We start from the raw sequence: 21,908 nt of genomic DNA, 5'->3' as shown, positions 1-21,908 counted from the left end.
CGCCGCATTGTTTGTGTCAACACCGAATCACATCGGAAGTATTCGGAACTGACGAAGGACGCACAGACGATGATCGGCAAGCTGACCACCGCGCTCGCCCTGTCGACGACCACCGCCGCGCTGGTGCTCGGAGCGGGCACCGCCACCGCGAGCACCGGCGCGCCGGGTGTCGCGTTGACCGGTCAGGCCACCTGCACCCACAAGAGTGATCGCATCGACATCGAGATCGACGCCCCCGTGGTCTACGCGCAGTCCGGTTACCTGCCCGGTGAGCACCAGCAGATCCGGTACCGCACCGTGATCTACGACGCGGCCCAGGGCACGCTGGCCGGCGCGGGGGAGTGGGAGAAGGGTAAGGCGACCGCCATCCGGGCCGCCGATCTGGACGGCACGAATATGAAGGTGCTGCGCAACGATCCCAACCGCTACAAGGTCGTGCAGCAGGTCGAGTGGCTGGCGCCGGATGGGGAGAACGCGCTGGCCAGCACCGATCTGTACGCCACCAGCTACCTGATCAAGGACGGCAGGACGGTGCTCGGCACCTTCGAGTACTGCCAGTAGCCGGGGGACGGGGGGATCAGCCACCGCCGGCGGTGGGGAACCGGGTGCGGCTTGTCCACGAGGGGTGACAAGCCGGATCACGGTGATAACACCGGCCGGGCCGGTCCACGAGGGGTGACCGGCCCGGCCGACTTTCGTTATCGGGCAAGCACAGTGCTTGGCTCTTCCGGGAGCTGACCGTCGATCGAGGCATCGCGACTGCTGCAGGTAACCATTCGGTGCGCGCCGACCATCCCACCCGAGGCCTGGGTCGGGCCGGTTCACGAGGGGTAATCGGCCCGGCCGCGCCGCATTGATCGCGTGTGCGACGAGGTTCACGGTATGTTCGTTTGCCGCTTCAACCATCCGCTGCCAGGCTGGATGAGTGACTGACGACTCAGCCACTCACCGGACACCCGCCTACCGGCTGCTGGCCCTGGACCACGAGACCGCGCTCGATCGTGCCGAGGGACGGCTGTGCGAAGAGTTCGTGACGATATTCGAACCCGAAACGATTCGCGCCTATCTGGTTTCGTCGTATGACTGGTTCGCCGACCGCGCGACGGTGACCCTGTACCTACCGGTGCTGGCCGAACGTTTCGGCAGACAGCGATTGCAGGCCAGGGCGAAGCTGGAAGGCAGAGTCGCACAAGCACGCCCGTCGGTGCTGTTCCTGTGTACCCACAATGCGGGCCGCTCCCAGATCGCACTCGGATTCTTCACACATCTGGCGCGGGGCCGCGCCCTGGGCTGGTCCGGTGGATCCGAGCCGAGCGGCTCGCTGAACCCGGCCGCGATCGCGGTCATGGCCGAAATCGGCATCGATATCTCCGATGAATATCCCAAGCCGTGGACCGAGGAGATCATCCGGGCCGCCGACGTCATCGTCACCATGGGCTGCGGCGACACCTGCCCGCTGGTGCCCGGTCCGCGCTATGTGGAGTGGATCATCGAGGATCCGGCCGGGCTCGAGGTCGAGGAGGTCCGTCCGATCCGCGACGATGTGGGCGATCGCGTCACGGAACTGCTCGCGGAGCTCGGCGTCGCGGCGGTGCGCTGAGCGGGACCGCGCACCGTCCGAAAGGATCGGCAGCGCAGTAGCGTTGCCGGTACTTCGAGGTGAATCCGTTGACTAGCCGACGGTTTGGGCCGTGTAGTCGGGCAGTGTGTAGCTCTCGGTCTTGCTGAGCATCTTCATCATCACCGGCCTCATCAGCTTGGAGGCCATCAAGCGGGATAACGTCTGCCCCGCGCGAATGCCGAAGCGGGTCTTGGGCGTCATCGCCTTCAGGCCGCCCGGGGGCAATTCCTGCGCGGTCGCCACGAACGGGCGCATGCGCTCCTCGTAGCTGATCAGCGCCTGCTGCGGAGTCGTTGCGGCGGTGGCGATCTCACCGGCCAGGAGGTACGCGCCGACCAGTGCCATCGCGGTGCCCTGTCCGGTCAGCGGGGAGCCGCAGTAGCCCGCGTCGCCCAGCAGTACGACCCGGCCCTTCGACCAGCTCGGCAGCTCGATTCGCGCCAGCTCGTCGAAGTAGAAGTCTTCCGCCGTATCCATGGCGGCCAGGATGGTCTCCGATTCCCAGCCGCCGACCGCCAGCCGGTCGCGGATCAACTGCCGCTGAGCCGCGACATTGCGCCGCAGGTTCGGATCGGCGTCGCCGCGCACCATGATGACCGCCTTGCAGGTCGCCGGATCGGCGTCGGGGCGCAGCCCGTAACCGGTCGCGCCCACCAGCGAATGCATCGAGAACCAGTGCGGTTCCAGGCCCGCCGGGGTGGGCACGGTGAAGAAGGACATGTACCCGCCGAGGTAGGTGGTGAACTGCTCCTCCGGTCCGAAGACCAGTCGCCGGGTGGCGGAGTGCAGGCCGTCGGCGCCGATCACGATGTCGAACCGCTCGGTGGCGCCGGAGGCGAAGGTGACATCGGCGCCCGCGTCGTCCTGCTGGATATCGGTGATCCATTCGCCGTAGCGGTAATCCACGCCGCCCGCCTCCTTCAGCGCGTCCAGCAGCACCTGGTTCAGGTCGCCGCGGGTGATCTCGATTTCGGCGACGGCACCTTTGCCCTCGAACAGTTCGGCCGGCATGCGCAGGATCTCCCGGCCCGCCGCGTCGACGTACTTCATGCCACGCTCGTCCAGTTGGTGTTTGCGGATCCCGGGCATCAGGCCCATCCGGTCCGCGACATCGCGGCTGGGCCCGCGCAGGTCGACGGCCTGCCCGCCCGGCCGGGGCGCCTCGGCGCGTTCCACCACGGTGGCCCGGATACCCGCCCGGAGCAGTTGCAGGGCAACGGCATTGCCGCCGATGCCGCCGCCGGAGACGAGGATGCGGGGCTGGGTCGAAGCGTTGTCGGCGTTCATGGTGTCATTCCTCCGTTGACTCGAATGTCTTAGACATATGTCTAACAGAGCACTTGCACGTTTGTCTAGTACAAATGTTCAAGACGTTCGTGTGGAGGGACGGAGGTGCGCCCGAACACGCCGACGGCCGACAGTGCGGACACTGTCGGCCGTCGGCGAAGTGTGTCAGTTCTGCCGCTGTAGATACGCCTTCCAGCCACCGAAGGCCGTGATGTCGGTGGCCGCCGCGGCCGCGTCATAGGTGCAGGCGAAGCCGATAACCGAACGGCCGTCGGATAATTCGATGCTGGTCAGCGCCATCGGCGGGGGCAGGGCGGCGAGGAAGCCGCCGAGTCCGGCGGTGGACACCTGGAACAGTTCCCCGAGAATGGGCGCGCCGAGTCCGGGGCCGTGGCGTACGAGTCCGGGTTTCGGCGGCACCATATCGAGTGCGGTGAGCCGGTAGGCGTCGGTGGTCCGGATCTCGCCGGTGAATCGTGCGCCGATGTCCTCCAACTGCCAGTGCAGCGGTTGGCCGCGCAGATGTGCGCCGAAGACGGCGAGTTCGACACCCTCGGCGACCAGGGCGGGTGATTCCGTGCCGACGATGCGGGCCGCGAGATCGACCGCGACCTGATCGGCGAAGGCGGGTACCACCACCATCACCCCGAACGGATCGCCCGCCGCGGTGGGCGATCCCGGCACCGCCACCGCCGCCATATCCAGCAGATTGCAGAAGTTGGTGTAGGTGCCCATCCGCCGGTTGATGCCGATCGGATCGGCCAGCACCGCGGCGATACTCGGATGCTCGGTGGTGGTCGGCAGCAGCAATCCGTCGAACCCACGCAACGACTGCGCGGCTGCCGACCGCGCCCGGGCCAGCGCATCCAGGTCCTCCGCGAATTCCGGACCGGTGGTCGCGCGGGCCGCATCGATAATGGACGCCACCGTCGGGTCGGCGCTCGCGGGCGCGGTATCGAGGAAGGCGCCGACGGCCGTATAGCGCTCCGCGACGATGGCGCCGTCGTACAGCAGCCGGGCGGCGTCGAGCAGCCCGCTGATATCGATCTCCGCTGTGGTGATTCCGGATTTCTCCACGGCCACTATGGTTTGCGCAAAGGCGATGCGGTACTCGGGGCTCAGCGCCGTGAGATCCGCGGCGCGCGGAACAGCCAGGCGTGCGCCCTGCGGCGCGGCCAGCCGGACATCCGCGGGCCAGGCTCGGCTACGCGGATCCCGCACCTCGGGACCGGCCATGATGGTGGCCGCGGCGACAGCCCGCCCGAGGTCGGTCGCGAATACGGTGACGGCGTCGTAGTCCGCGCACGCGGGCACCACACCATGCGCCGGAATGATCCCCAGCGTCGCCTTGAGACCCACGATCCCGTGCAGCGCGGCCGGAACCCGCCCGGAACCCGCGGTATCGGTGCCGATTCCGATATCGGCGATCCCCAGCGCCACCGCCACCGCCGAGCCCGAACTGGACCCACCGGAGATCAACTCGGGGCGTTTCGCGTGCCGCACAGCGCCGTACGGGCTGCGGGTACCGACCAAACCGGTGGCGAACTGATCCAGATTCGTCTTGCCCAGCACGAGCGCGCCCGCCGCGAGCAGCCGCTCGATCGCCGCCGCGGTCGCCTCGGCCGGATAGGCGAACTCCGGGCAGGCGGCAGTGGTCGGCAGCCCGGCGACGTCGATATTGTCCTTGACCGCGACAAGTGTCCCGGCCAGCGGCAGGGCCTCACCCGCCGCCAGCCTGCGTTCGATCTCGGCCGCCTCCGCGACCACATCGTCCTGTGCGCGCAGGGTGATCCACACCTCGGGCCGATCGACCTCGGCGATCCGCCGATAGGCCAGCGCGACCCGCTCGGTGGGGGATTCGTGGACCGCGGGGTTGCCTAGAACGCCTGAGGTCACTTAGTCGACTCCGATCACTGCTAGAGGGGTTCCCGGTTCCACTTTGGCGCCGGGGGTGGCCAGCACCTTGAGTACCGTGCCGCTGCCCGGGCTGTGCACCGGCAGTTCCAGTTTCATGGCTTCGAGGATGGCGACGGGTGCGCCCGCGGCCAGATGCTGTCCCTCTTCGATCTCGACGCGCCAGACATTGCCGATCATCGGGGCCGTCACGACGGTAGCGTCCGCGGGCAGACCGGCCAGCGGGTCGGTGGCGGGTTCGGCAGGGGTTTCGGTGATCGCGGCGCGTTCGAATTCGCCCGCGGCCCGCCATGCCTGCTTCTCGGCCTCGAACGCCGCCGCCTGCCTGGTCTCGAATTCGGCGATGGAGTCGGCGTTCTCGGTGAGCATGCGAAGGTGATCCGCGAGCGCGAAGGTGCCGTCGCCGACCTCGGCGTCGAAGCGACCGGCCTTCGCGGCGGCACGGTATTCCAGCAACTCCTCCGGGGTCACCGGCTCCCAGACGATGCGGTCGAAGAACCGGAACAGCCACGGGATGCCCGGTTCGAATGGCGTGGACTGCCGGTAGCTGGACCAGATGGGGATGGTGCGGCCGATCAGCTGATAGCCGCCCGGCGAGGCCATGCCGTAGACGCACAGGTATTTGCCGCCGATGCCGACGGCGTCCGAGGGGGTCCAGGTGCGTGCCGGGTTGTATTTGGTGGTGATCAGGCGGTGCCGCGGATCCAACGGAACCGCCAGCGGCGCACCGAGATACACATCGCCTAGGCCCAGCACCAGGTACTCCGCGTCGAAGACGGCGGCCCGCACTTGGTCGATGCTGTCGAGTCCGTTGATGCGCCTGATGAATTCGGTATTCGAGGGCAGCCAGGGCGCGGTGTCGCGGACGCCGCTGCGGTAGCGGTCGATCGCCTCGGCGATGGACGGATCGTCGAAGGACAACGGCAGCCGGATGGTTCGACTCGGGACCACCAGGTCGTGGGTGGCGGGGAGTTCGGTCTCCAACTCGGCGAGCGCGCCGAGCAACCGGTGCTGGGGCAGCGCATCGGGATCGAAGTGGATGTGCAGGGAACGGACACCCGGGGTGACGTCGATGATGCCCGGCAGCCTGGACGCCGCCAATGCCTCCGCCAGCGCGTGCACCCGCATCCGCAAGCCGAGATCCAGCACCATCGCGCCGTATTCGACCAGAATGTTGTCGTCGCCGCCGCGCAGGTAGACCACCTCGGGTCGGTCGTCGCCCGGGGCGAGACCGCCGAGTATGCCGCGATCATTCGCGGCGGAGTTCGCAGGCCGCTCATCCCGCAGCCGCGTGTCGCCGGATCCGGTGAGCAGGCTCAGTGCTCCGGCGAGTCCGGGTGGGTTGTCCGTGGCTCCCGATGCCGCCGCGGCGGTAGCGCGGGCCCGGGCGGTATTCGATCCGCGCAGCGCCGCGGCCTCGGCGTCGGTGACGGGCACGAAGCGCACGGTGTCGCCCGGGCGCAGCTGGCCGAGCTTCCAGCGGTGCGCGGATACCACGGTGAGCGGACAGGCGAAACCGCCCAGGCTGGGACCGTCCGGGCCGAGCAGGATCGGCGTATCACCCGAGACGTTCAGCGTGCCCACGCTGTACGGGTTGTCGTGCAGATTCGACGGATGCAGGCCGGCGTCGCCGCCATCGTCGCGGGACCAGGTCGGCTTCGGCCCCTCCAGCCGGATGCCGGTGCGGTTGGCGTGGCTGCCGACCCGCCACGGGTGCGCGTAGAACTGGTCCATATCCGCGTCGGTGAAGTAGGCGGGGGCGGTCTGGGGTCCGACGCCGACGGCCAATTCCCAGGCGTGGCCGAATTCCGGTCGTTCGTCGAGCGGAACCTCGTGCGGTGCCACGAGATCCGCGCGATCGGTGACGATATCCAGGACATCGCCCGCGGCGACGGCTTTACCCGTGATGCCGCCGAAACCGCCGAGGGTGAAGGTGGCCGCGCTGCCGTGATACAGCGGCGCCTGGATGCCGCCGCGCACCGCCAGGTAGGTGCGCAATCCGGCGTCGGCGGGCGCGCCGATATCCAGCACCGCGCCCGCGGCCAGACTGATCGGCTGCCACATGCGAACCGGCTCGCCGTCCACGGTCACCGTGGTCCGCGCACCCGTCACGCACACCACGGACGGCTGCGAGAATCTCAGCTGCGGTCCCTGCAATGTGCATTCCAGCGCGGGTGCCTGCGGCGGATTGCCGACAGCGGCATTGGCCAGGGCGCAGGAAAGGTCGTCCATCGGCCCCGACGGCGGAATACCGACCTGCCACAACCCGATTCGGCCGGGATGATCCTGGATGGTGGTCATGGTGCCGCCGCGCAGCACATCGATGCGATGCTCGACCGGCTGGATATCGGCGAGCGTCGTGGTGACGTGATCGGCGGCCAGCACCCGGGTGTCCCGGGCCGCGGCGCGCAACTGCGCGAGATTGGTCCGTACGCCGTGGATTCCGGTGTGCGCCAACGCGTGCGTGAGTTCGGCGAAGGCGGTATCCCGGGTCGCGCCCGCGGTGATCACCTTGGCCAGCAGTGGGTCGTAGTAGGGGCTGACCTCGCTCCCCGCGCGCACCCAGCTGTCGACCCGGGCGTCGGACGGGAATTCGGCGGCGGTGATCAGGCCCGCGCTCGGCCGGTGGTCGTGTGCCGGGTCCTCGGCATAGATGCGTGCTTCGACGGCGCATCCGGTGAGTGCGGGCCCGCTCTCGGGTAGCTCGTCGACCATCGAACTGTCCCCGCCGGCCAGCCGCAGCATCCATTCGACCAGATCAACCCCGGTCACCGCCTCGGTTACCGGATGTTCGACCTGTAGGCGGGTATTCATCTCCAGGAAGGACGCGGCGCCCCGGTCGACGTCGTAGACGAACTCCACGGTGCCCGCCGATCGATACCCGACCGATCGCGCCAGCTCACGCGAGGCCGCCAGCAGCTGTTCGGTCAGCTCGCCGGCGAGGCCCGGCGCCGGGGCCTCCTCGATCACCTTCTGGTTGCGGCGTTGCAGCGAACAATCCCGGGTGCCGAGGCTGACCACCCGGCCCTGCCCGTCCCCGAACAGTTGCACCTCGACATGTCTGGCGCGAACGACGAAGCGCTCCAGGAAGACTCCGGTCGAGGAGAAGTTCGTGGCGGCCAGCCGCCGCACCCGCTCGTAGGCCGCCCGCAGCGCGTCGGCGTCGGCGCAGGCCTGCATGCCGATGCCGCCACCACCGCCGACCGCCTTCAACATCACCGGATAGCCGATCCGCTCCGCTTCGGCCACCGCGTGATCGGCCGAATCCAGCAGCCCGCTGCCGGGGATCAGCGGTACGCCGACCGCCGCGGCCGCCGTGCGTGCGGTGTGCTTGTCGCCGAAGATGCGCAACTGCTCCGGCGTCGGGCCGACGAAGGCGATCCCCGCCGCCGCCACCTGGTCGGCGAATTCCGCGTTTTCGGAGAGGAATCCGTAGCCCGGATGGATCGCCCCCGCCCCGCTGGACAGGGCGGCCTCGATTACCCGATCGGCGCGCAGATAGGACTCGGACGCCGCTGCCGGGCCGAGTAGCACCGCGGCATCGGCGATTTCGACATGCGTCGCACCCGCGTCGGCCTCCGAGTACACCGCGACGGTCTTCAATCCGAGCGCCCGCGCCGAGCGCATGATCCGGCAGGCGATTTCGCCGCGATTGGCGACGAGCACAGTATCGAAATGCATCGGTACTCCCTATTCGGTTGCCATGGACATCGCGGCGATGGCCCGCGTGACGCGCTCCAGCACAACATCCAGCGATTCCCCGATGTGGCTGTGCAGCAGCCGATAGGCCAGCGGAAGATCGCGCGCCAGAACGGCATCGAGAATGCCGAGGTGTTCGGTGATGGTGGTTTCGATCCGGTTGTTGACCATGAAGTCGTACATCCGCACGTGCCGGATCCTGGAGTTCACCGACTGCAATGCGCGCACCAGCTCGGCATTGCCCGCCGCGGTCAGCAGGGTGACGTGGAACTCCTCGTCCCGCACCACGAATCCCGGCTCCTGCTCGGGCGGGTCGGCTTGCAGCGCCAGCCAGCTGTCCCGCTCGGCCTCGAGCAGTTCGTGATCGTGGGTCACCGACGGATTGTCGATGGCCCGTTGGATTCCCCCCAGTTCCAAGGTGATCCGGAGTTCGTACAGATCTCGGATCAGCGGAATACTCGGCCGCACCGGGCTGAAACCGTACTCCTCGCGCCGCAGCAGCCCGTCCGAGCACAGGACGGTCAGCGCCTCCCTGATCGGTGTGCGCGAAATGCCGAACCGAGCCGACAGTTTCGGCTCGGTCAGGCGCTCCCCGAATTTGATGTCACCGTTCATCAACTCGCTGCGTAACGTCGTATACACCACGTCCCGCAACGGCCGTCCCGCAGCATCGGCCAGTGTGGCCACCCGTGTCGACATGCATGTATACGCTATGGACCTCGCGTTTCCGCCAGATGACCGCAAGTTAGCAGGCCGTTAGGGTCTGCTCACCGACCCCGCGAAACGGCACCGAAAGTTCGCCGTCGTACCGCCCGGTGGTCATCCGCATCACCGGCGCCGGTCGACTTCGGCGAGCAGACTGCAACAGCTGGCAACACCCTGGCGCTATCGCCGGACATATAGGTACACCAGGCTATTGACAGCCCCGGCGCCGGGACGATGCCGTCCCCCCTCAGCGGCACTCCGTCCGTCCGCGCCGACGGACGGTGGCCCAACGCCCCCGGCGCCGGGTGCTCGCAATACGGCCTCGTGGAGGTAGCGATGGATATGTTCGTACTCGTCGGCTTGTTGGCGCTGGTATCCGGGCTGCTCGCGGTGATCGCGGGCACCGTGTGGTGGCCTGTCCCCTCCGGCGGACCCGCGCCGGAACACGACGATCGGGTCCGCGAGCTGTGGCCCGCCGGTTGGCCGCACGAGGCGCCCGACCGCCCGTTCACCGTGATCGAGGCCCGCCAAGCCCTGCGCCGCCACCGCCCATGCAACGTCGATCGGTGCGCCCGCAAGTCCGCGGCAACGAAAGCCCTCGCCGCCGCGGGATACAGCGAACTCGAATGGGCTTGACGCCCGGCGAGGACCGGTCCTTGAAGCAGCCGACGGTCGACCGGTTCAAGTAATGTCGGCCAAGGTCTGCCTTCGCCTCGAACGAGGCGCGCTACCAAGCTGCGCCCCTACTGGTCCGCTCGGTCTTTCGGGTAGAGCTGATCCAAATCGATGAGCAACACATCGTCCTGGTTGGCGGCTGCCTTCAAGGCGGGACTGAATCCTGCCGCGCTGTAGCAGGCGAGCTTGGTGTGTGAGGTGTCGAACTTCGAGGAGAGCAGGTCGCGGATGCGGTGCAGGCGGTCTAGATGACCCATGCCCATCACCTCGTTCCATTTCGCCTCGCCGATGGACAGTAGTGCCTCGGTGCCGTCCGTTGGTTCGCCGAACACCGCTATGTCGACCTCGTGTGTGACTTTTTGCGTTGGATCGTTGACCATCCCGCTGCCGACCCGGGTGATATGACCCCCGAACAGACCATCGGGGGCATAGCCGGTAACCCAGTTCCGACACACCTCCTCGAAATGCGGACCGAGCACGTTGCTTTCGAAGCGGTGCTGTCGTCGTTTCCATAGCCGCGCGGAGTCGCGGGCGCGTTCCCATTCGGTCCAGTCGGGCCGCGTGATCGCCTGATAGAACGTCACCAGCGGTTCGTTGATCCGGTAGAGCATGCGATTGCCTCGGAACAGGTCCGGTTCGCGCTGCAGCAGGCCGCAGTCTTCCAAGACAGTCAGGGGATGGGTGATGTCGCTGGCCTTACGTCCGACATACGAGGCTATGCCACCACTTGTCGAATTCCCCTGGGCGACAGCGGCGAGCACCGAGTGATACAGGCCCGGGTCGCGCAGGCCGGGTTCCTCGCTGAGCAGGTATCTGGCCTCGCGAAACAGTGGACTCGCGGGGTTGAGCGCGGTTCGCAGCACCCAGTCATCGAAGTCCGCGAGATCCGCCGGAGTGTCGCCTTCTACGAATTCGCGCCGGTAGGCCGGGGTTCCGCCGACGACCGCATGCACGAGAAATGCCAGGCGTGGGTCCTCGATTTCCCAGAACTCGGCCGCCAGAAGATAGTCCAATGTCGGGACGATCAGTTCCAGGCCTGCTCGGCCGCGCAGCGGTGCGCCACCGGCGAGCAGTGAACCCATGAACGACATCGCCGAACCGCACAATAGCAACCGGGCACGCGAATTACGTCGTTCGGCCCGTCGCGGTGCAAGGGCCGACTGAATGATCGACGGGAGGGCAGGGCTTGCCTTCGCCAGATACGGGAATTCGTCGATCACGACCGGAAGCTCGCGTTCCCTGGCCACCGCCAGCAGCGTATCGACCGCCTGTCGCCAATCGTCGAAGCGGATCGGCAACGGCGACTCGGTGAACTCGGCCACTGCCGCGGCCAGATAGCGCAGCGATTCTGCCTCGGTGGCCTGATCGGCAGCGAAGTAGAACCCGCCCGTGGCCTCGCACAGCGCCTCCAGCAGGAATGTCTTACCTTGGCGGCGACGGCCCGACACAACCCCGAGGGTTGCGTTCGGTTGTCCGCTGGTGGCGAAGCTCGTGAGTGCCTGCCATTCCCGATCACGGTCGAACATGTCACTGGGCTTGCTGATCAGCGGATTCACCTCCGAGATTTGAGGAACTGTACTTACATTAAGTGTACTTCCTCAATATGTGACTTCGTGACGGCGTGAGCCTTGGAGAATTCCGAACAGGCTGCTCTCGAGGCTTCTGCGGCTTGCTCAACTGGCGGAGTCCGTGGAAGTGCGCGCCGGTTCATCGATCGAGCGGATAGTGCGCCAGTGGTGACAAAAAAGTGCCCCTGGCTCTGAGAGCCAGGGGCACCGAGTTGTGTCTCAACCACACAGTCGGGGTGACAGGATTTGAACCTGCGACCTCTTCGTCCCGAACGAAGCGCGCTACCAAGCTGCGCCACACCCCGTGAAGCGAACCTGGAGTAGCTTACAACAGGTCGGCTCCAGACGTTAAACCGGCAGGTCAATCAGGTTCCGTGGGGGCGAACACTGGCGAAGATGCGCCGGGCCGTATCGGGATCGACCGCCTTGGGGACGCCGGTGTCGGCGGCGATGACCATGACAAAGCTGCCGTTCTCGGTGGGGGTGGCGAAAGTGTAGACGGAGTACTCTCGCGCGCAGCCCGGCTTCGGGTCGACGATCGTGCCGCGGGTTTCGACGAAGGTGCCGTGTTGACTGCCGTCGAGCGAGTCGAGCGGCTGCGGTTCGCCCGGGGTGCCGCCCGCTGGCGAGTTGGAATAGGCGGCCTTGGCCGTCAACGTTCCGAGTTGTGTTGCGGCGGCTACTGAATCGGCATCCTTGGAACCGGTGATGAAGGACACCGTCCGGGTCGAGCCGGGACAGTAGTTCTTGCCCTCCGTGGCGTACCCCTTGCCACCGACCGAATTCGGCGGCGACCCGAACCCGCCCGACTTGTCCGGCGCGGCCACGGTCCAATCGGCGGGCACGTCGTAGGCCGCCGCGCTATCCGGCGCGACCACCACCTGATACCCCGGCACCACCGGCGTCTCATGACTGGCCGCGGCATTCGCCTGCGGCGTCGTAGACGAGCTCGCCGACGTGGTCAACGCACTCACCATCGACGGCGTCGGATCATCGGCACTCGCCTCCGACCCCCGCTTCCCGATCGCCGCCGCCGTCCCGCCGACAACAAGCACCAACGCCGCTACCCCGACCCCGACCCAAGCCCGCCCACGCCCACGCGCCCCGGGGTTCAGGTTATAGACAGGCGGGAACTGCGTACCCGGACCGCCGTACCCCGCGCCGCCGCCGAATTGCGCCACCGCTGGACCGCCGAATGCGGGCGGGGCTGAATTGCCGAGTTGGGTCGGTGCCGAGCTGCTGTATCCCGCCGCTACCGGGCGGTTGACCACTGCCGAGCCGCTGTAACCCGCTGTCGCTGGGCTGCCGAAGGTTGCCGGGGCTGGGCCAGTGAACCCTGTGGAGCCCGGATTGCTGAGCGCAGTTGATGCCGAGCCGCTGTATTGCGCTGGCGCTGGGCTGCCGAATGTTGGGGAGGCTGAGCCGGTGAATCCTGTGGAGGCTGGATTGCCGAGTTCGGCTGGTGTCGAGCTGTTGTTTCCCGCTGCTGCCGGGCCGTTGACTGCTGACGGACCGCCATATTTCGGGGCCGCGGGGTTGCCGAATGCCGCGGGTGCCGGGTTGCTGTGTTCGGTTGGTGTCGGGCTGTTGTTTCCCGCTGCTGCCGGGCGGTTGACTGCTGTCGGGCTGCGGTATTCCGCTGGCGTTGAGCTGCCGAACGTTGTGGGGGCTGAGGCGCGGTATCCCGTGGGGGCTGGATTGCTGAGCGCGGTTGGTGCCGAGCCGCTGTAACCAGCTGGCGCTGGGCTGCCGGATGTTGTGGGGGCTGAGCTACTGGGTGCGGCGAAGCTGTACTGCCCCACCGTTGTTGGCTGCGGTGTCGCAGCCGTCCGCTGCTGTGGGACGGCGGGTGTCACCGCGCCCGGTAGTCGTTGCGCGGCCGAGGTGGGCGCCCCTGATTCGCTCGAGGACTGCTGCCACGGTGCGGTGGCGCCGGGGTGCGCCGAGGCGGGAGTTGCCCCCGGCCAGTGCGGTGGCGGTGTGGGCGCGCCGAAGATCGATTTGTCTCGCGACAGCGTCGGGGTGGCTGAATTGGGTTGCTCGACAGGGGAATCCGGCGTTCCGTCCGGCACTGGGGGATGCGGTCTCGCGAGGTCGGCGGTCGGCGGTGCGGCAGGTGCGGGTGTACCGGCCGTCGGCCCCGGCGGTGTCCCGGGTGAATGTGGAGGCGCGGGCGTCCCAGCGGACTCCTGCGGTGTGTGTGGCGCGGATGCTTCGGGGATGTGTCCCGGCCTGGTGACCGGTGCGGTGGGTGACCCGGAATTCGGCTCCGATGGTGTGGGGGAGGGCGGTTCGGGGGCGTTCGGCTGCCCTGGCGCGGGCAGTTCGTCGTGCCCGCCGGATCCGGCGCTCACCGCTGCATCTCGCTGGCGCTGGGCTCCGTTCTGGCGAATGCCGTTGTGCCCGCGGTGTTGTGCTCGATTCGGGCGCTGCGTCCATTTATGGCGCGGTGCTCACTCACAGTTGCTGTTCCCCTGCTTCAGCTCATGTCTCGGCAAGCGACCCTACAGCGTCTCCCCGGCCGGTGTCGTTGTCAGGTACTCCGATACACGCGTGCGCAATTCGGCGGAAATGGCGATGATCGCACGCGACCGGCTCAGCGTGCGACGGCCTCCGAGGTCGAAATACCGTGTCCGGTATCGGCATTCGGGCGCTTCGGCGGGGCCGCGACCAGGGTCAGCAGCGTCGCCTCCGGGCGGCAGCAGAAGCGGTACGGCGCCCACGGCGAGGTGCCGATGCCCGCGGAGACGTGCAACTGGGTGTGCTCGCCCCACCGCGACGGGCCCTTCACCCGGGACTTATCGATGCCGCAGTTGGTCACCAGCGCGCCGTAACCCGGCAGCACCAGCTGACCGCCGTGCGTATGCCCGGCCATGACCAGGTCGTAACCGTCCTCGGCGAAGCGATCGAGCACCCGGGGCTCCGGCGAATGGGTCAGTCCGATGCGCAGTTCGGCGAGCGGATTCGGAGCGCCCGCCACGGTGTCGTAGCGGTCGCGCTGCAAGTGCGGATCGTCGACACCCGCGGTGGCGATCCGGATGCCCGACACCTCGAGGTCGCGCCGCACATGGGTGAGGTCGAGCCAGCCGCGTTCGGTGAACGCCGCGCGCAGATCCTTCCACGGCAGCGGTGCGCCGTAGACCCGGCGGTGGTCCTTCTTGAAGTACTTCATCGGGTTCTTCGCCACCGGCGCGAAGTAATCATTGCTGCCGAAAACGAAAAGGCCCGGGCGGGAAAGTAATCCGCCGAGGGCCTGGACGACCGCGGGCACCGACTTCAGGTGCGACAGGTTGTCACCGGTGTTGACGACCAGATCCGGCTCCAGCCGATCCAGCTCGCGCAGCCACTGCTGCTTGAGCTTCTGCCCGGGCATCATGTGCAGATCGCTGATGTGGAGCACCCGTAGACTGGACGAACCCGGCTGCAAAACCGGCATGGTGGCCTCACGCAGCACGAATGCGTTACGTTCGATCAACGAGGCGTAGCCGACTCCGGCCACCGCGGCCCCGGCGGCTCCCAGCGCGGTTCGACGGACAGCGGAGGTCGAGATTACGGGCATTTGCCCAGCATAGGTGAGCCCGGCGAAGATCGCCGAGTGTGTTTCCGCACAAGCGGTATTTATTTTGCGGTGCACCATCGCTCATGCGACACCGTGGCGGCGGGTAAATGTGTGGGCCGGCCGTATCGGACCGACTACCGTGTGCCTCATGTCGGAACTCAAAGCGAGGCTGCGGACGGATATGACCGCCGCGATGAAAGCCAAGGACACGCTGCGCCTGGCCACATTGCGCATGCTGTTGGCCGCGATCCAGAATGCCGAGGTCGCGGGGTCGGAAGCGCGCGAACTCTCCGACGCCGAGGTTATCTCCGTATTGCAGAAGGAGGCGAAGAAGCGCAGCGAATCGGCCGAGGTCTACACCCAGGCCGGACGCGGCGAGCTTGCCGCCAACGAGCATGCCGAGGCCAGGATCATCGACGAGTACCTGCCGACCCAGCTCACCGATGCCGAGGTCGCCGATATCGCCGACACGGCGATCGCCCAGGTCGCCGAGCAGAACGGTGAGCGCCCGAGCATGCGCCAGATGGGTCAGGTCATGAAGATCGCCACCGCGCTGGCCGAGGGTAAGGCCGACGGCTCTCGCATCTCCGCCGCGGTGAAGGCCCGCCTGTAACTACGGAACGTAACGCGAAACCGCCGACCCGGATCTCCGGGTCGGCGGTTTCGTTATATCCGGGCTACCTGGGCCACCAGGGTGGCAACTGGATTCCGGGGGGTAGCGCGGGCGGCGCGGGCAGTCCGGGCGGTGGCGCGGGTGCGGGCGCCGTGCGTTGGGTGCCGTCGCTGATGTAGATGGTGATCACCGAGCCCGGGATTGCGGACCCGTTCGGCGCGGTGCCCATGACATTGCCCTTGGGCAACGGTCCGTTGCCGTTCACCGCGGTGACCTGGAAGCCCGCGGCCACCAGCGCGGCGGTCGCCTCGCCCTGTCCCATACCGACGACATCGGGGACCTGCCCCTGATTCGATCCGCGGACGTATTTGTCGTCCAACGGCGGTAGCGCGGGCACCGGGAATTTGTCGATCACCGGTTTGACCGCGTTGAACCAGGTACGCGCCGGTTCGTTACCACCGAACAGATCGCCGCCACCGCAGTTGCGCAGCGGGAACGAGCAGATCTCGCCGGGGGTCGGGCTGTCGCCGTAGACGTAGGCCGCGGCGGCCAGCGAATTGGTGAAGCCGAGGAAGGCCGAGGAACGGTGGCTTTCGGTGGTACCCGTCTTGCCGGACAGCGCCCAGTGCCAGCCGGTGGCGCTCGCCGCGCCCGTCGCCGTGCCCGCGGTGTCGTCCTTACTCATAGCGTTGGCCAGGGTGTTCGCCAGGCCGGGCTCGACCACCTGTTCGCAGGCCTGCTGGGTCAACGGCACGGTCTTACCGCCGCGGTCAACGACCTCCTTGATCGGCGACGGCGGGCACCACCGGCCGCCGGAGCCCAGGGTCGCGGCGACATTGGAGAGCTCGAGCGGGTTGATCGCGACCGGACCGAGGGTGAACGAACCGAGGTTCTGTTCCTTGATCATGTCGGCCAGGCTCTGGTTACCGTGGCCGGAGGTGCCCGCCTCGGTGTAGGAGCGCATGCCGAGCCGGACCGCCATATCCACGGTCGGGGTGACCCCGACGGCCTGGATCAGCTTGACGAACGCGGTGTTCGGCGAGGTGGCCAGCGCCTCGGTCACCGACATCGGTGACTTGTACTTGCCCGCGTTCTCGACGCAGTAGGTGGCGGGCGGGCAGCCGCGCGCACCACCGTTACCGAGGCCCTTGGCGTCGAAGCGGCCTGGCACGTCCAGTTGGGCGTTGATGCCGAGGCCCTTCTCCATGGCGGCGGCCGTGGTGAAGATCTTGAAGATCGAGCCCGCGCCGTCACCGACCATCGAATACGGCTGTGGTTGCACGGTTTCGTTGGCGTCGCGGTTCAGGCCATAGGTGCGACTGCTGGCCATGGCGAGGATCGGATGCGAATCCGTTCCTGGCGCCACCACGGACATGACCTGCGCGATATCGTCGAGATTCGGGTTGGCGGCTTCGGTGACCGAGCGCTTCACCGAGTCCTGGACCGCCGGATCGAGGGTGGTCTTGATCAGATAGCCGCCCTTGTCGATCTGCTCGCGGCTGATACCGGCAGTGGCCAGGTACTGCAGCGCGTAGTCGCAGAAGAAGCCGCGGTCGTTGGCCGCGATGCAGCCGCGCGGCAGCCCCTTGGGGTCGGGCAATACGCCGAGCGGCTCGGTCTTGGCCTTGCGGAACTCGTCGGCGCGGCTGGGGATGTTCTGGATCATGGTGTCCAGCACGGTGTTGCGGCGGGCCAGCACGCCCTCGGCATTGCGGTAGGGGTTCAGCTTGGAGCTGGACTGCACCATGCCCGCCAGCATCGCTGCCTGCGACACATTCAGATCGGCGGCGTCGACGCCGAAATAGGTCTGCGCCGCATCCTGGATGCCGTAGGAGGAGTTACCGAACGGCACCAGGTTCAGGTACCTGGTGAGGATTTCGTCCTTGGTGAGTTCGCGGTCCAGAGTCAGCGCCATCCGGATCTCGCGGATCTTGCGGGCCGGGGTCGTCTCGATGGCGGCACGGCGCTCGGCATCGGTTTTGGCGACAACGAGCAGCTGAAAGTTCTTCACGTACTGCTGGTCCAGCGTGGAGGCGCCCTGCTGGACCTCGCCGCTGGTGGTGTTGGTGAGGAACGCGCGCAGCGTGCCCTGCCAGTCGACGCCTTCGTGATCGGCGAAGCGCCGATCCTCGATGGAGACGATCGCCAGCTTCATGTTGTTGGAGATCTTGTCGCTCGGAACTTCGAACCGGCGCTGCTCGTAGAGCCAGGCAATCGGGTTGCCATTCGCGTCCACCATGGTCGAGACGGCGGGCACGGTGCCCTCCACCAACTCCGCGGAGACATTGTCGACGGCGTCGGCGGCGCGGTTGGAGACGAACCCGAAACCGCCTGCGAGCGGGAACAACAGACCGGCGACGAGCACGGCGGCCAACGCGCAGCTGCCCGCCAGTTTCGCGAGCGTATGTGTGATCGGCACAGCCCCCAGACTACGGGGTGCGCTCGGCCCGCTTGCACGAGTGTTTGTCCGCCCCTGTCGGATTTGTTGGATGACCAACCCGAATGGGCGTGTCGCGCGGCCCGTTCCGGCGTGTCGCGGGACGGCGCGCAGTGCGCCGAGTCGACCGCCCGGTTCTCTACCACGGTTGCAGGGACGGACGTACCAAAAAATCTCGAGACGGTCTTGCGCTGAGCCCATACCTTTACCTAGATTGAGAACCCAGTGTGATAGAGCTAACACTCAAAGTGGAATGTGGTGCGGTTCGCAGCGGGGTTCGGGTTGCTGCGACGCTGACACGCGATTCTGGAGCGCCGTTGACCCGGTGTTCGGACTGCAAAGGGGCACACCAAATGCATATGACAACCCCCATCGCTCGATTGGACGTAGAGCAGGCCGAAGCAAGAATCGCCTGGGTAGCCCAGGCTCGATGCAAGGAAGTAGATCCCGATCAGCTGTTCGTACGCGGCGCAGCGCAGCGCAAAGCGGCGACGATCTGCAGGCACTGCCCCGTACTGATGCAATGCGGCGCCGATGCGCTCGACAATCGCGTCGAGTTCGGCGTGTGGGGTGGCATGACCGAAAGACAGCGCCGTGCGCTGCTGAAACAACATCCGGAGGTGACGTCGTGGGCCGACTTCTTCCAGGCCCAGCGGCAGCATCAAGTTGCTATGTGAGCCCGAGAAAAACCAACGCTGAGCCCGCGATTGCGGGCTCAGCGTCGTTTGGGGCCATAGCGATTGTGTCTGAATTTCGAACGTTGTTTCGGATCAGGCGGAGGCTTCGATCCGGGTCAATTGATCGCCCACCACCCGCAGCGCCTCGAGGTCGGAGACCTCGAACGGCAGCGCGGTGACCGAGACGATCGGCACCCGCGGGTGCGCGCCGGTGAAGCGGTGCAATAGATGCTGTTCGCGCTTGGCGGTCGAGACCCGTTGGGCGTGAATGCGCAGCACGGCGGTCGTTATCGGATCGTCATCGACCAGCTGATCGGCGGCGGTCAGCGCGTTCTCGGCGGGCAGGGTGCTCAGCGCGGGATGGGTCCGGTTCAGCACCAGCCCGGCCAGGGGCATCCGCTCGGTGGAGAGGCGATCGACGAAGAACGAGGCCTCGCGCAGCGCGTCCGGTTCGGCCGCCGCGACCACCAGGAAGTGGGTACCGGGCTTGGAGAGCATGGCGTAGGTCCGGTCGGCGCGGTCCTGGAACCCACCGAACAACGATTCCAGCGACTGTAGGAAATTCGACGCGTCCTTGAGCATCTGACCGCCGACGATGGTCGAGACCCCGCGCATGGCCAGGCTCATCGCGCCGGTCACGAATCGGCCGACGCCGCGGCCGGGCGCCATGATCAGCCGGATCATCTTGCCGTTCAGGAAATTTCCGAGCCGTTTGGGGGCATCGAGGAAATCGAGCGCATTGCGCGAGGGCGGGGTGTCGACCACGATCAGGTCCCACTCGTGCCGCCCGGCCAGCTGACCGAGCTTCTCCATCGCCATGTACTCCTGCGTTCCACCGAAGGAGGAGGCGACAGTCTGGTAGATCGGGTTGGCGAAGATCTGCTCCGCCTTCTCCGGGCTGGTGTGCTCGAGCACCATATCGTCGAAGGTGCGTCGCATATTCAGCATCATCGCGTGCAGTTCGCCCTCGACCTCGGGGTCGAGCTCCACCCGCTGCGGGGAGTTGTCCAGATCCGCGACGCCGAGTGACTGGGCCAGCCGCCGCGCCGGGTCGATGGTGAGCACCACGACCTTGCGGCCCTGTTCGGCCGCGCGCAACGCGATGGCGGCCGCGGTGGTCGTCTTGCCGACGCCACCGGATCCGCAGCAGACCACCACCCGGGCGGTGCGATCGGCGATGATCTGCGAAATATCCAGCGGGAGGGCGACTGCCGGCGTGGTCATCAACGAACTCCCTGCGCGCTCAGATGTTCGGCTAGCTCATAGAGGCCGCCCAGGTCCATGCCGTCGGCGAGGGCGGGCAGGTGCAGCTGGGTGACGTCGACCTGCTTCAGCTCGGCCGCGCTCTCGTCCTGGGCCTCCAACGTCGCCGAATGTTCGACGGTTTCGGTGATCAGGCCCTGGAAGTCGTCGTCGGACAGGATGATTCCGGCCCGTGCCAGACCGGCCCGGATGGCGTCGGTGTCGATCTCACCGCGCGCGGCGCGGTCGCGCACGTCGGTGGGCAGGAAGCCTTCGCTCGCCCGGTTCACGATCACGGTGCCGATGCGCAGGTCATTGGCGGTGAGTTCGGCAACGGCGTCGGCGGTTTCCTGCACCGGCAGCGCCTCGAGCAGCGTGACCAGATGGATCATGGTCTGATCCGAATGCAACAGGCGGGACACGCCGTCGGCCTGCGAGGCGATCGGACCGCCCTTGGCGATTTCGCCCATGGCCTGGGTGACATCGAGGAAACCGGCGATGCGGCCGGTCGGCGGCGCATCCACCACCACCTCGTCGTAGACATGCTTGCCCGCCTTGTCGACGCGGACCACGCATTCCTTGATCTTGCCGGTCACGATGACGTCGCGCAGGCCCGGTGCGATGGTGGTGACGAATTCGATGGCGCCCATCCTGCGCATCGCCCGCCCGGCGAACCCGAGGTTGTAGAACATGTCGAGGTATTCGAGGAAGGCGTGTTCGATATCGAGCGCCAGCGCGACCACCTCACCGCCGCCGTCGGCGGTGGCGATCCGGGTCTCGGTGGGCGGCAGCGGCGGCAGATCGAACAGCTGCGCGATGGACTGCCTGCTTTCGACCTCTACCAACAGCACCCGGCGCCCGCCGGCGGCAAGCGCGAGCGCCAATGCCGCGGCGACCGTGGACTTTCCCGTTCCCCCCTTGCCGGAAACGTAGTGCAAGCGCGCGTTTTCGGCGCGCTTCGGCCAACCCGTTTCGAGCCCCGGCTCCGCCGAAATAGGCACTGCTGTTGGTACTCCCACGATCGCGAGCCTATAACCCGTTTCGAGTCGGTGCCCGGGGGATCCGGTTACGGGCCGGTTTTGAGACCCTCCTGTACCAGACAGTTTGGCCCGGAATCTTCGGAGAGGAGGGAGAAGCCGAGAGGCGGGGGAGCTAGTCTCACCCCTATGAGTGATGTGACCCTGTGGGAGTACGCGACCGTGCCGCTGCTGACGCACGCGACCAAGCAGATTCTCGACCAGTGGGGCGCCGACGGCTGGGAGCTGGTGACGGTGCTGCCCGGCCCGACCGGCGAGCAACACGTCGCGTACCTGAAGCGGCCGAGGCAGTAGGCCGTGGCCGACGCGGCCACCCAGTGGCAGCAGAATATGGAGAAGCTCGGGCTGACCCTGCCCGCCGTCGCGGCGCCGGTCGCCGCGTACATCCCGGCCATTCGTACCGGCTCGCTCGTCTACACCTCCGGCCAACTGCCCTTCGTGGACGGGCAACTCTCGGTGACCGGCAAAGTCGGCGCCGAGGTATCGCTGGAGCAGGCGAAGGAGGCGGCCCAGCTGTGCGCGCTGAACGCACTGGCAGCGGTACACGACCTGGTCGGGCTCGACAATGTGGTGCGCATCGTGAAGGTGGTCGGATTCGTCGCCTCCGCACCGGGTTTCGCCGATCAGCCGCTGGTGATCAACGGCGCCTCGGAGTTCCTCGGTGAGGTCTTCGGGGACGCGGGCGTGCACGCGCGGTCCGCGGTGGGCGTATCCGAACTGCCCAAGAACACCCCGGTCGAGGTCGAACTCATCGCCGAGGTGCTGTGATATTGGCCGCGCGGGCGCGGCGGGTTCGCGGCCCTGGATGTCTCGCTGCCGAGCGGCCGAGACTTGCGACTTCGTCGCATGCGCTTCGGCCACTCGGCAGCGAGAC

General features: G+C 67.1%; 17 protein-coding genes and 1 tRNA gene. 7 read left to right on the top strand and 11 right to left on the bottom strand.

Going from position 1 to position 21,908, the window contains the following annotated elements; genetic code table 11:
• The first annotated feature begins 69 nt into the window (after positions 1-69).
• Positions 70-561 carry a hypothetical protein gene (locus tag AB0H61_RS37995; RefSeq protein WP_357313551.1) on the top strand — a complete coding sequence of 164 codons (492 nt, stop codon included), beginning with the start codon at positions 70-72 and terminating at the stop codon, positions 559-561.
• Positions 562-925: 364 nt separating this feature from the next.
• Positions 926-1,600, top strand: a complete 675-nt coding sequence (locus tag AB0H61_RS37990; RefSeq protein WP_357313549.1) for an arsenate reductase ArsC — start codon at positions 926-928, stop codon at positions 1,598-1,600.
• 72 nt (positions 1,601-1,672) lie between these two features.
• Here AB0H61_RS37990 and AB0H61_RS37985 read toward each other — a convergent pair whose 3' ends face one another.
• From AB0H61_RS37985 to AB0H61_RS37970, 4 genes are all read right to left on the bottom strand, one after another.
• Positions 1,673-2,908 (bottom strand): FAD-dependent monooxygenase, encoded by a 1,236-nt coding sequence (locus AB0H61_RS37985; protein ID WP_357313547.1) that lies wholly within the window; start codon positions 2,906-2,908, stop codon positions 1,673-1,675.
• A gap of 165 nt (positions 2,909-3,073) precedes the next feature.
• Complete coding sequence (gene atzF, locus AB0H61_RS37980; RefSeq protein WP_357313545.1) at positions 3,074-4,804, bottom strand: allophanate hydrolase; 1,731 nt, start codon at positions 4,802-4,804, stop codon at positions 3,074-3,076.
• Positions 4,805-8,503 (bottom strand): urea carboxylase, encoded by a 3,699-nt coding sequence (gene uca / locus AB0H61_RS37975; RefSeq protein WP_357313542.1) that lies wholly within the window; start codon positions 8,501-8,503, stop codon positions 4,805-4,807.
• Positions 8,504-8,512: 9 nt separating this feature from the next.
• The gene (locus AB0H61_RS37970) at positions 8,513-9,220 is read right to left on the bottom strand and encodes a GntR family transcriptional regulator (protein ID WP_357313540.1); all 708 of its coding nucleotides are present in this window, start codon (positions 9,218-9,220) and stop codon (positions 8,513-8,515) included.
• 342 nt (positions 9,221-9,562) lie between these two features.
• Here AB0H61_RS37970 and AB0H61_RS37965 point away from each other — a divergent pair, with 342 nt between their 5' ends.
• Positions 9,563-9,862: a hypothetical protein gene (locus AB0H61_RS37965; RefSeq protein ID WP_357313538.1), complete on the top strand. Its 300-nt coding sequence runs from the start codon at positions 9,563-9,565 to the stop codon at positions 9,860-9,862.
• A 107-nt stretch (positions 9,863-9,969) separates the two neighbouring features.
• Here AB0H61_RS37965 and AB0H61_RS37960 read toward each other — a convergent pair whose 3' ends face one another.
• The 4 genes from AB0H61_RS37960 to AB0H61_RS37945 all read right to left on the bottom strand — a co-directional run bounded on the left by AB0H61_RS37960 (position 9,970) and on the right by AB0H61_RS37945 (position 15,028).
• Positions 9,970-11,457, bottom strand: coding sequence for an ATP-binding protein (locus AB0H61_RS37960; RefSeq protein ID WP_357313536.1), 1,488 nt, complete (start codon positions 11,455-11,457; stop codon positions 9,970-9,972).
• A gap of 243 nt (positions 11,458-11,700) precedes the next feature.
• Positions 11,701-11,774: transfer RNA gene (locus AB0H61_RS37955), tRNA-Pro, on the bottom strand.
• 60 nt (positions 11,775-11,834) lie between these two features.
• Positions 11,835-12,527 carry a hypothetical protein gene (locus tag AB0H61_RS37950; RefSeq protein WP_357313534.1) on the bottom strand — a complete coding sequence of 231 codons (693 nt, stop codon included), beginning with the start codon at positions 12,525-12,527 and terminating at the stop codon, positions 11,835-11,837.
• A 1,538-nt stretch (positions 12,528-14,065) separates the two neighbouring features.
• Positions 14,066-15,028, bottom strand: coding sequence for a metallophosphoesterase (locus AB0H61_RS37945; protein WP_357313532.1), 963 nt, complete (start codon positions 15,026-15,028; stop codon positions 14,066-14,068).
• A 148-nt stretch (positions 15,029-15,176) separates the two neighbouring features.
• On the opposite strand from AB0H61_RS37945, the gene AB0H61_RS37940 reads away from it, so the two are divergent.
• Positions 15,177-15,641: a GatB/YqeY domain-containing protein gene (locus AB0H61_RS37940; RefSeq protein WP_357313530.1), complete on the top strand. Its 465-nt coding sequence runs from the start codon at positions 15,177-15,179 to the stop codon at positions 15,639-15,641.
• Between the two features lie 64 nt (positions 15,642-15,705).
• On the opposite strand, the gene AB0H61_RS37935 is transcribed toward AB0H61_RS37940, so the two are convergent.
• Positions 15,706-18,060 (bottom strand): transglycosylase domain-containing protein, encoded by a 2,355-nt coding sequence (locus AB0H61_RS37935; protein ID WP_357313528.1) that lies wholly within the window; start codon positions 18,058-18,060, stop codon positions 15,706-15,708.
• A 371-nt stretch (positions 18,061-18,431) separates the two neighbouring features.
• Between AB0H61_RS37935 and AB0H61_RS37930 the strand changes: the two genes are divergently transcribed.
• On the top strand, positions 18,432-18,755 hold the full coding sequence (locus AB0H61_RS37930; RefSeq protein ID WP_014981178.1) for a WhiB family transcriptional regulator: 324 nt from the start codon (positions 18,432-18,434) through the stop codon (positions 18,753-18,755).
• Positions 18,756-18,848: 93 nt separating this feature from the next.
• Here the strand turns inward: AB0H61_RS37930 and AB0H61_RS37925 are convergent, their stop codons facing one another.
• Positions 18,849-19,979 carry an ArsA family ATPase gene (locus tag AB0H61_RS37925; protein WP_357313526.1) on the bottom strand — a complete coding sequence of 377 codons (1,131 nt, stop codon included), beginning with the start codon at positions 19,977-19,979 and terminating at the stop codon, positions 18,849-18,851.
• A complete protein-coding gene (locus AB0H61_RS37920) occupies positions 19,979-20,998 on the bottom strand; it encodes an ArsA-related P-loop ATPase (RefSeq protein WP_357313586.1) in 1,020 nt (339 codons plus the stop codon). Before AB0H61_RS37920 ends, AB0H61_RS37925 begins: the two co-directional genes overlap by 1 nt.
• Before the next feature lie 165 nt (positions 20,999-21,163).
• On the opposite strand from AB0H61_RS37920, the gene AB0H61_RS37915 reads away from it, so the two are divergent.
• Both AB0H61_RS37915 and AB0H61_RS37910 read left to right on the top strand, forming a co-directional pair.
• Complete coding sequence (locus AB0H61_RS37915; RefSeq protein ID WP_085999251.1) at positions 21,164-21,328, top strand: DUF4177 domain-containing protein; 165 nt, start codon at positions 21,164-21,166, stop codon at positions 21,326-21,328.
• Between the two features lie 36 nt (positions 21,329-21,364).
• Entirely contained in the window at positions 21,365-21,802 is a 438-nt protein-coding gene (locus AB0H61_RS37910) for a RidA family protein (protein ID WP_357313584.1), read from the top strand.
• The last annotated feature ends 106 nt before the right edge of the window (positions 21,803-21,908 follow it).

Origin of the sequence: Nocardia sp. NPDC050710, assembly GCF_040654375.1 — a bacterium.
In the GTDB taxonomy this organism is placed as follows: Bacteria; Actinomycetota; Actinomycetes; order Mycobacteriales; family Mycobacteriaceae; genus Nocardia.
This window is presented reverse-complemented; position numbering and strand designations above follow the sequence as displayed.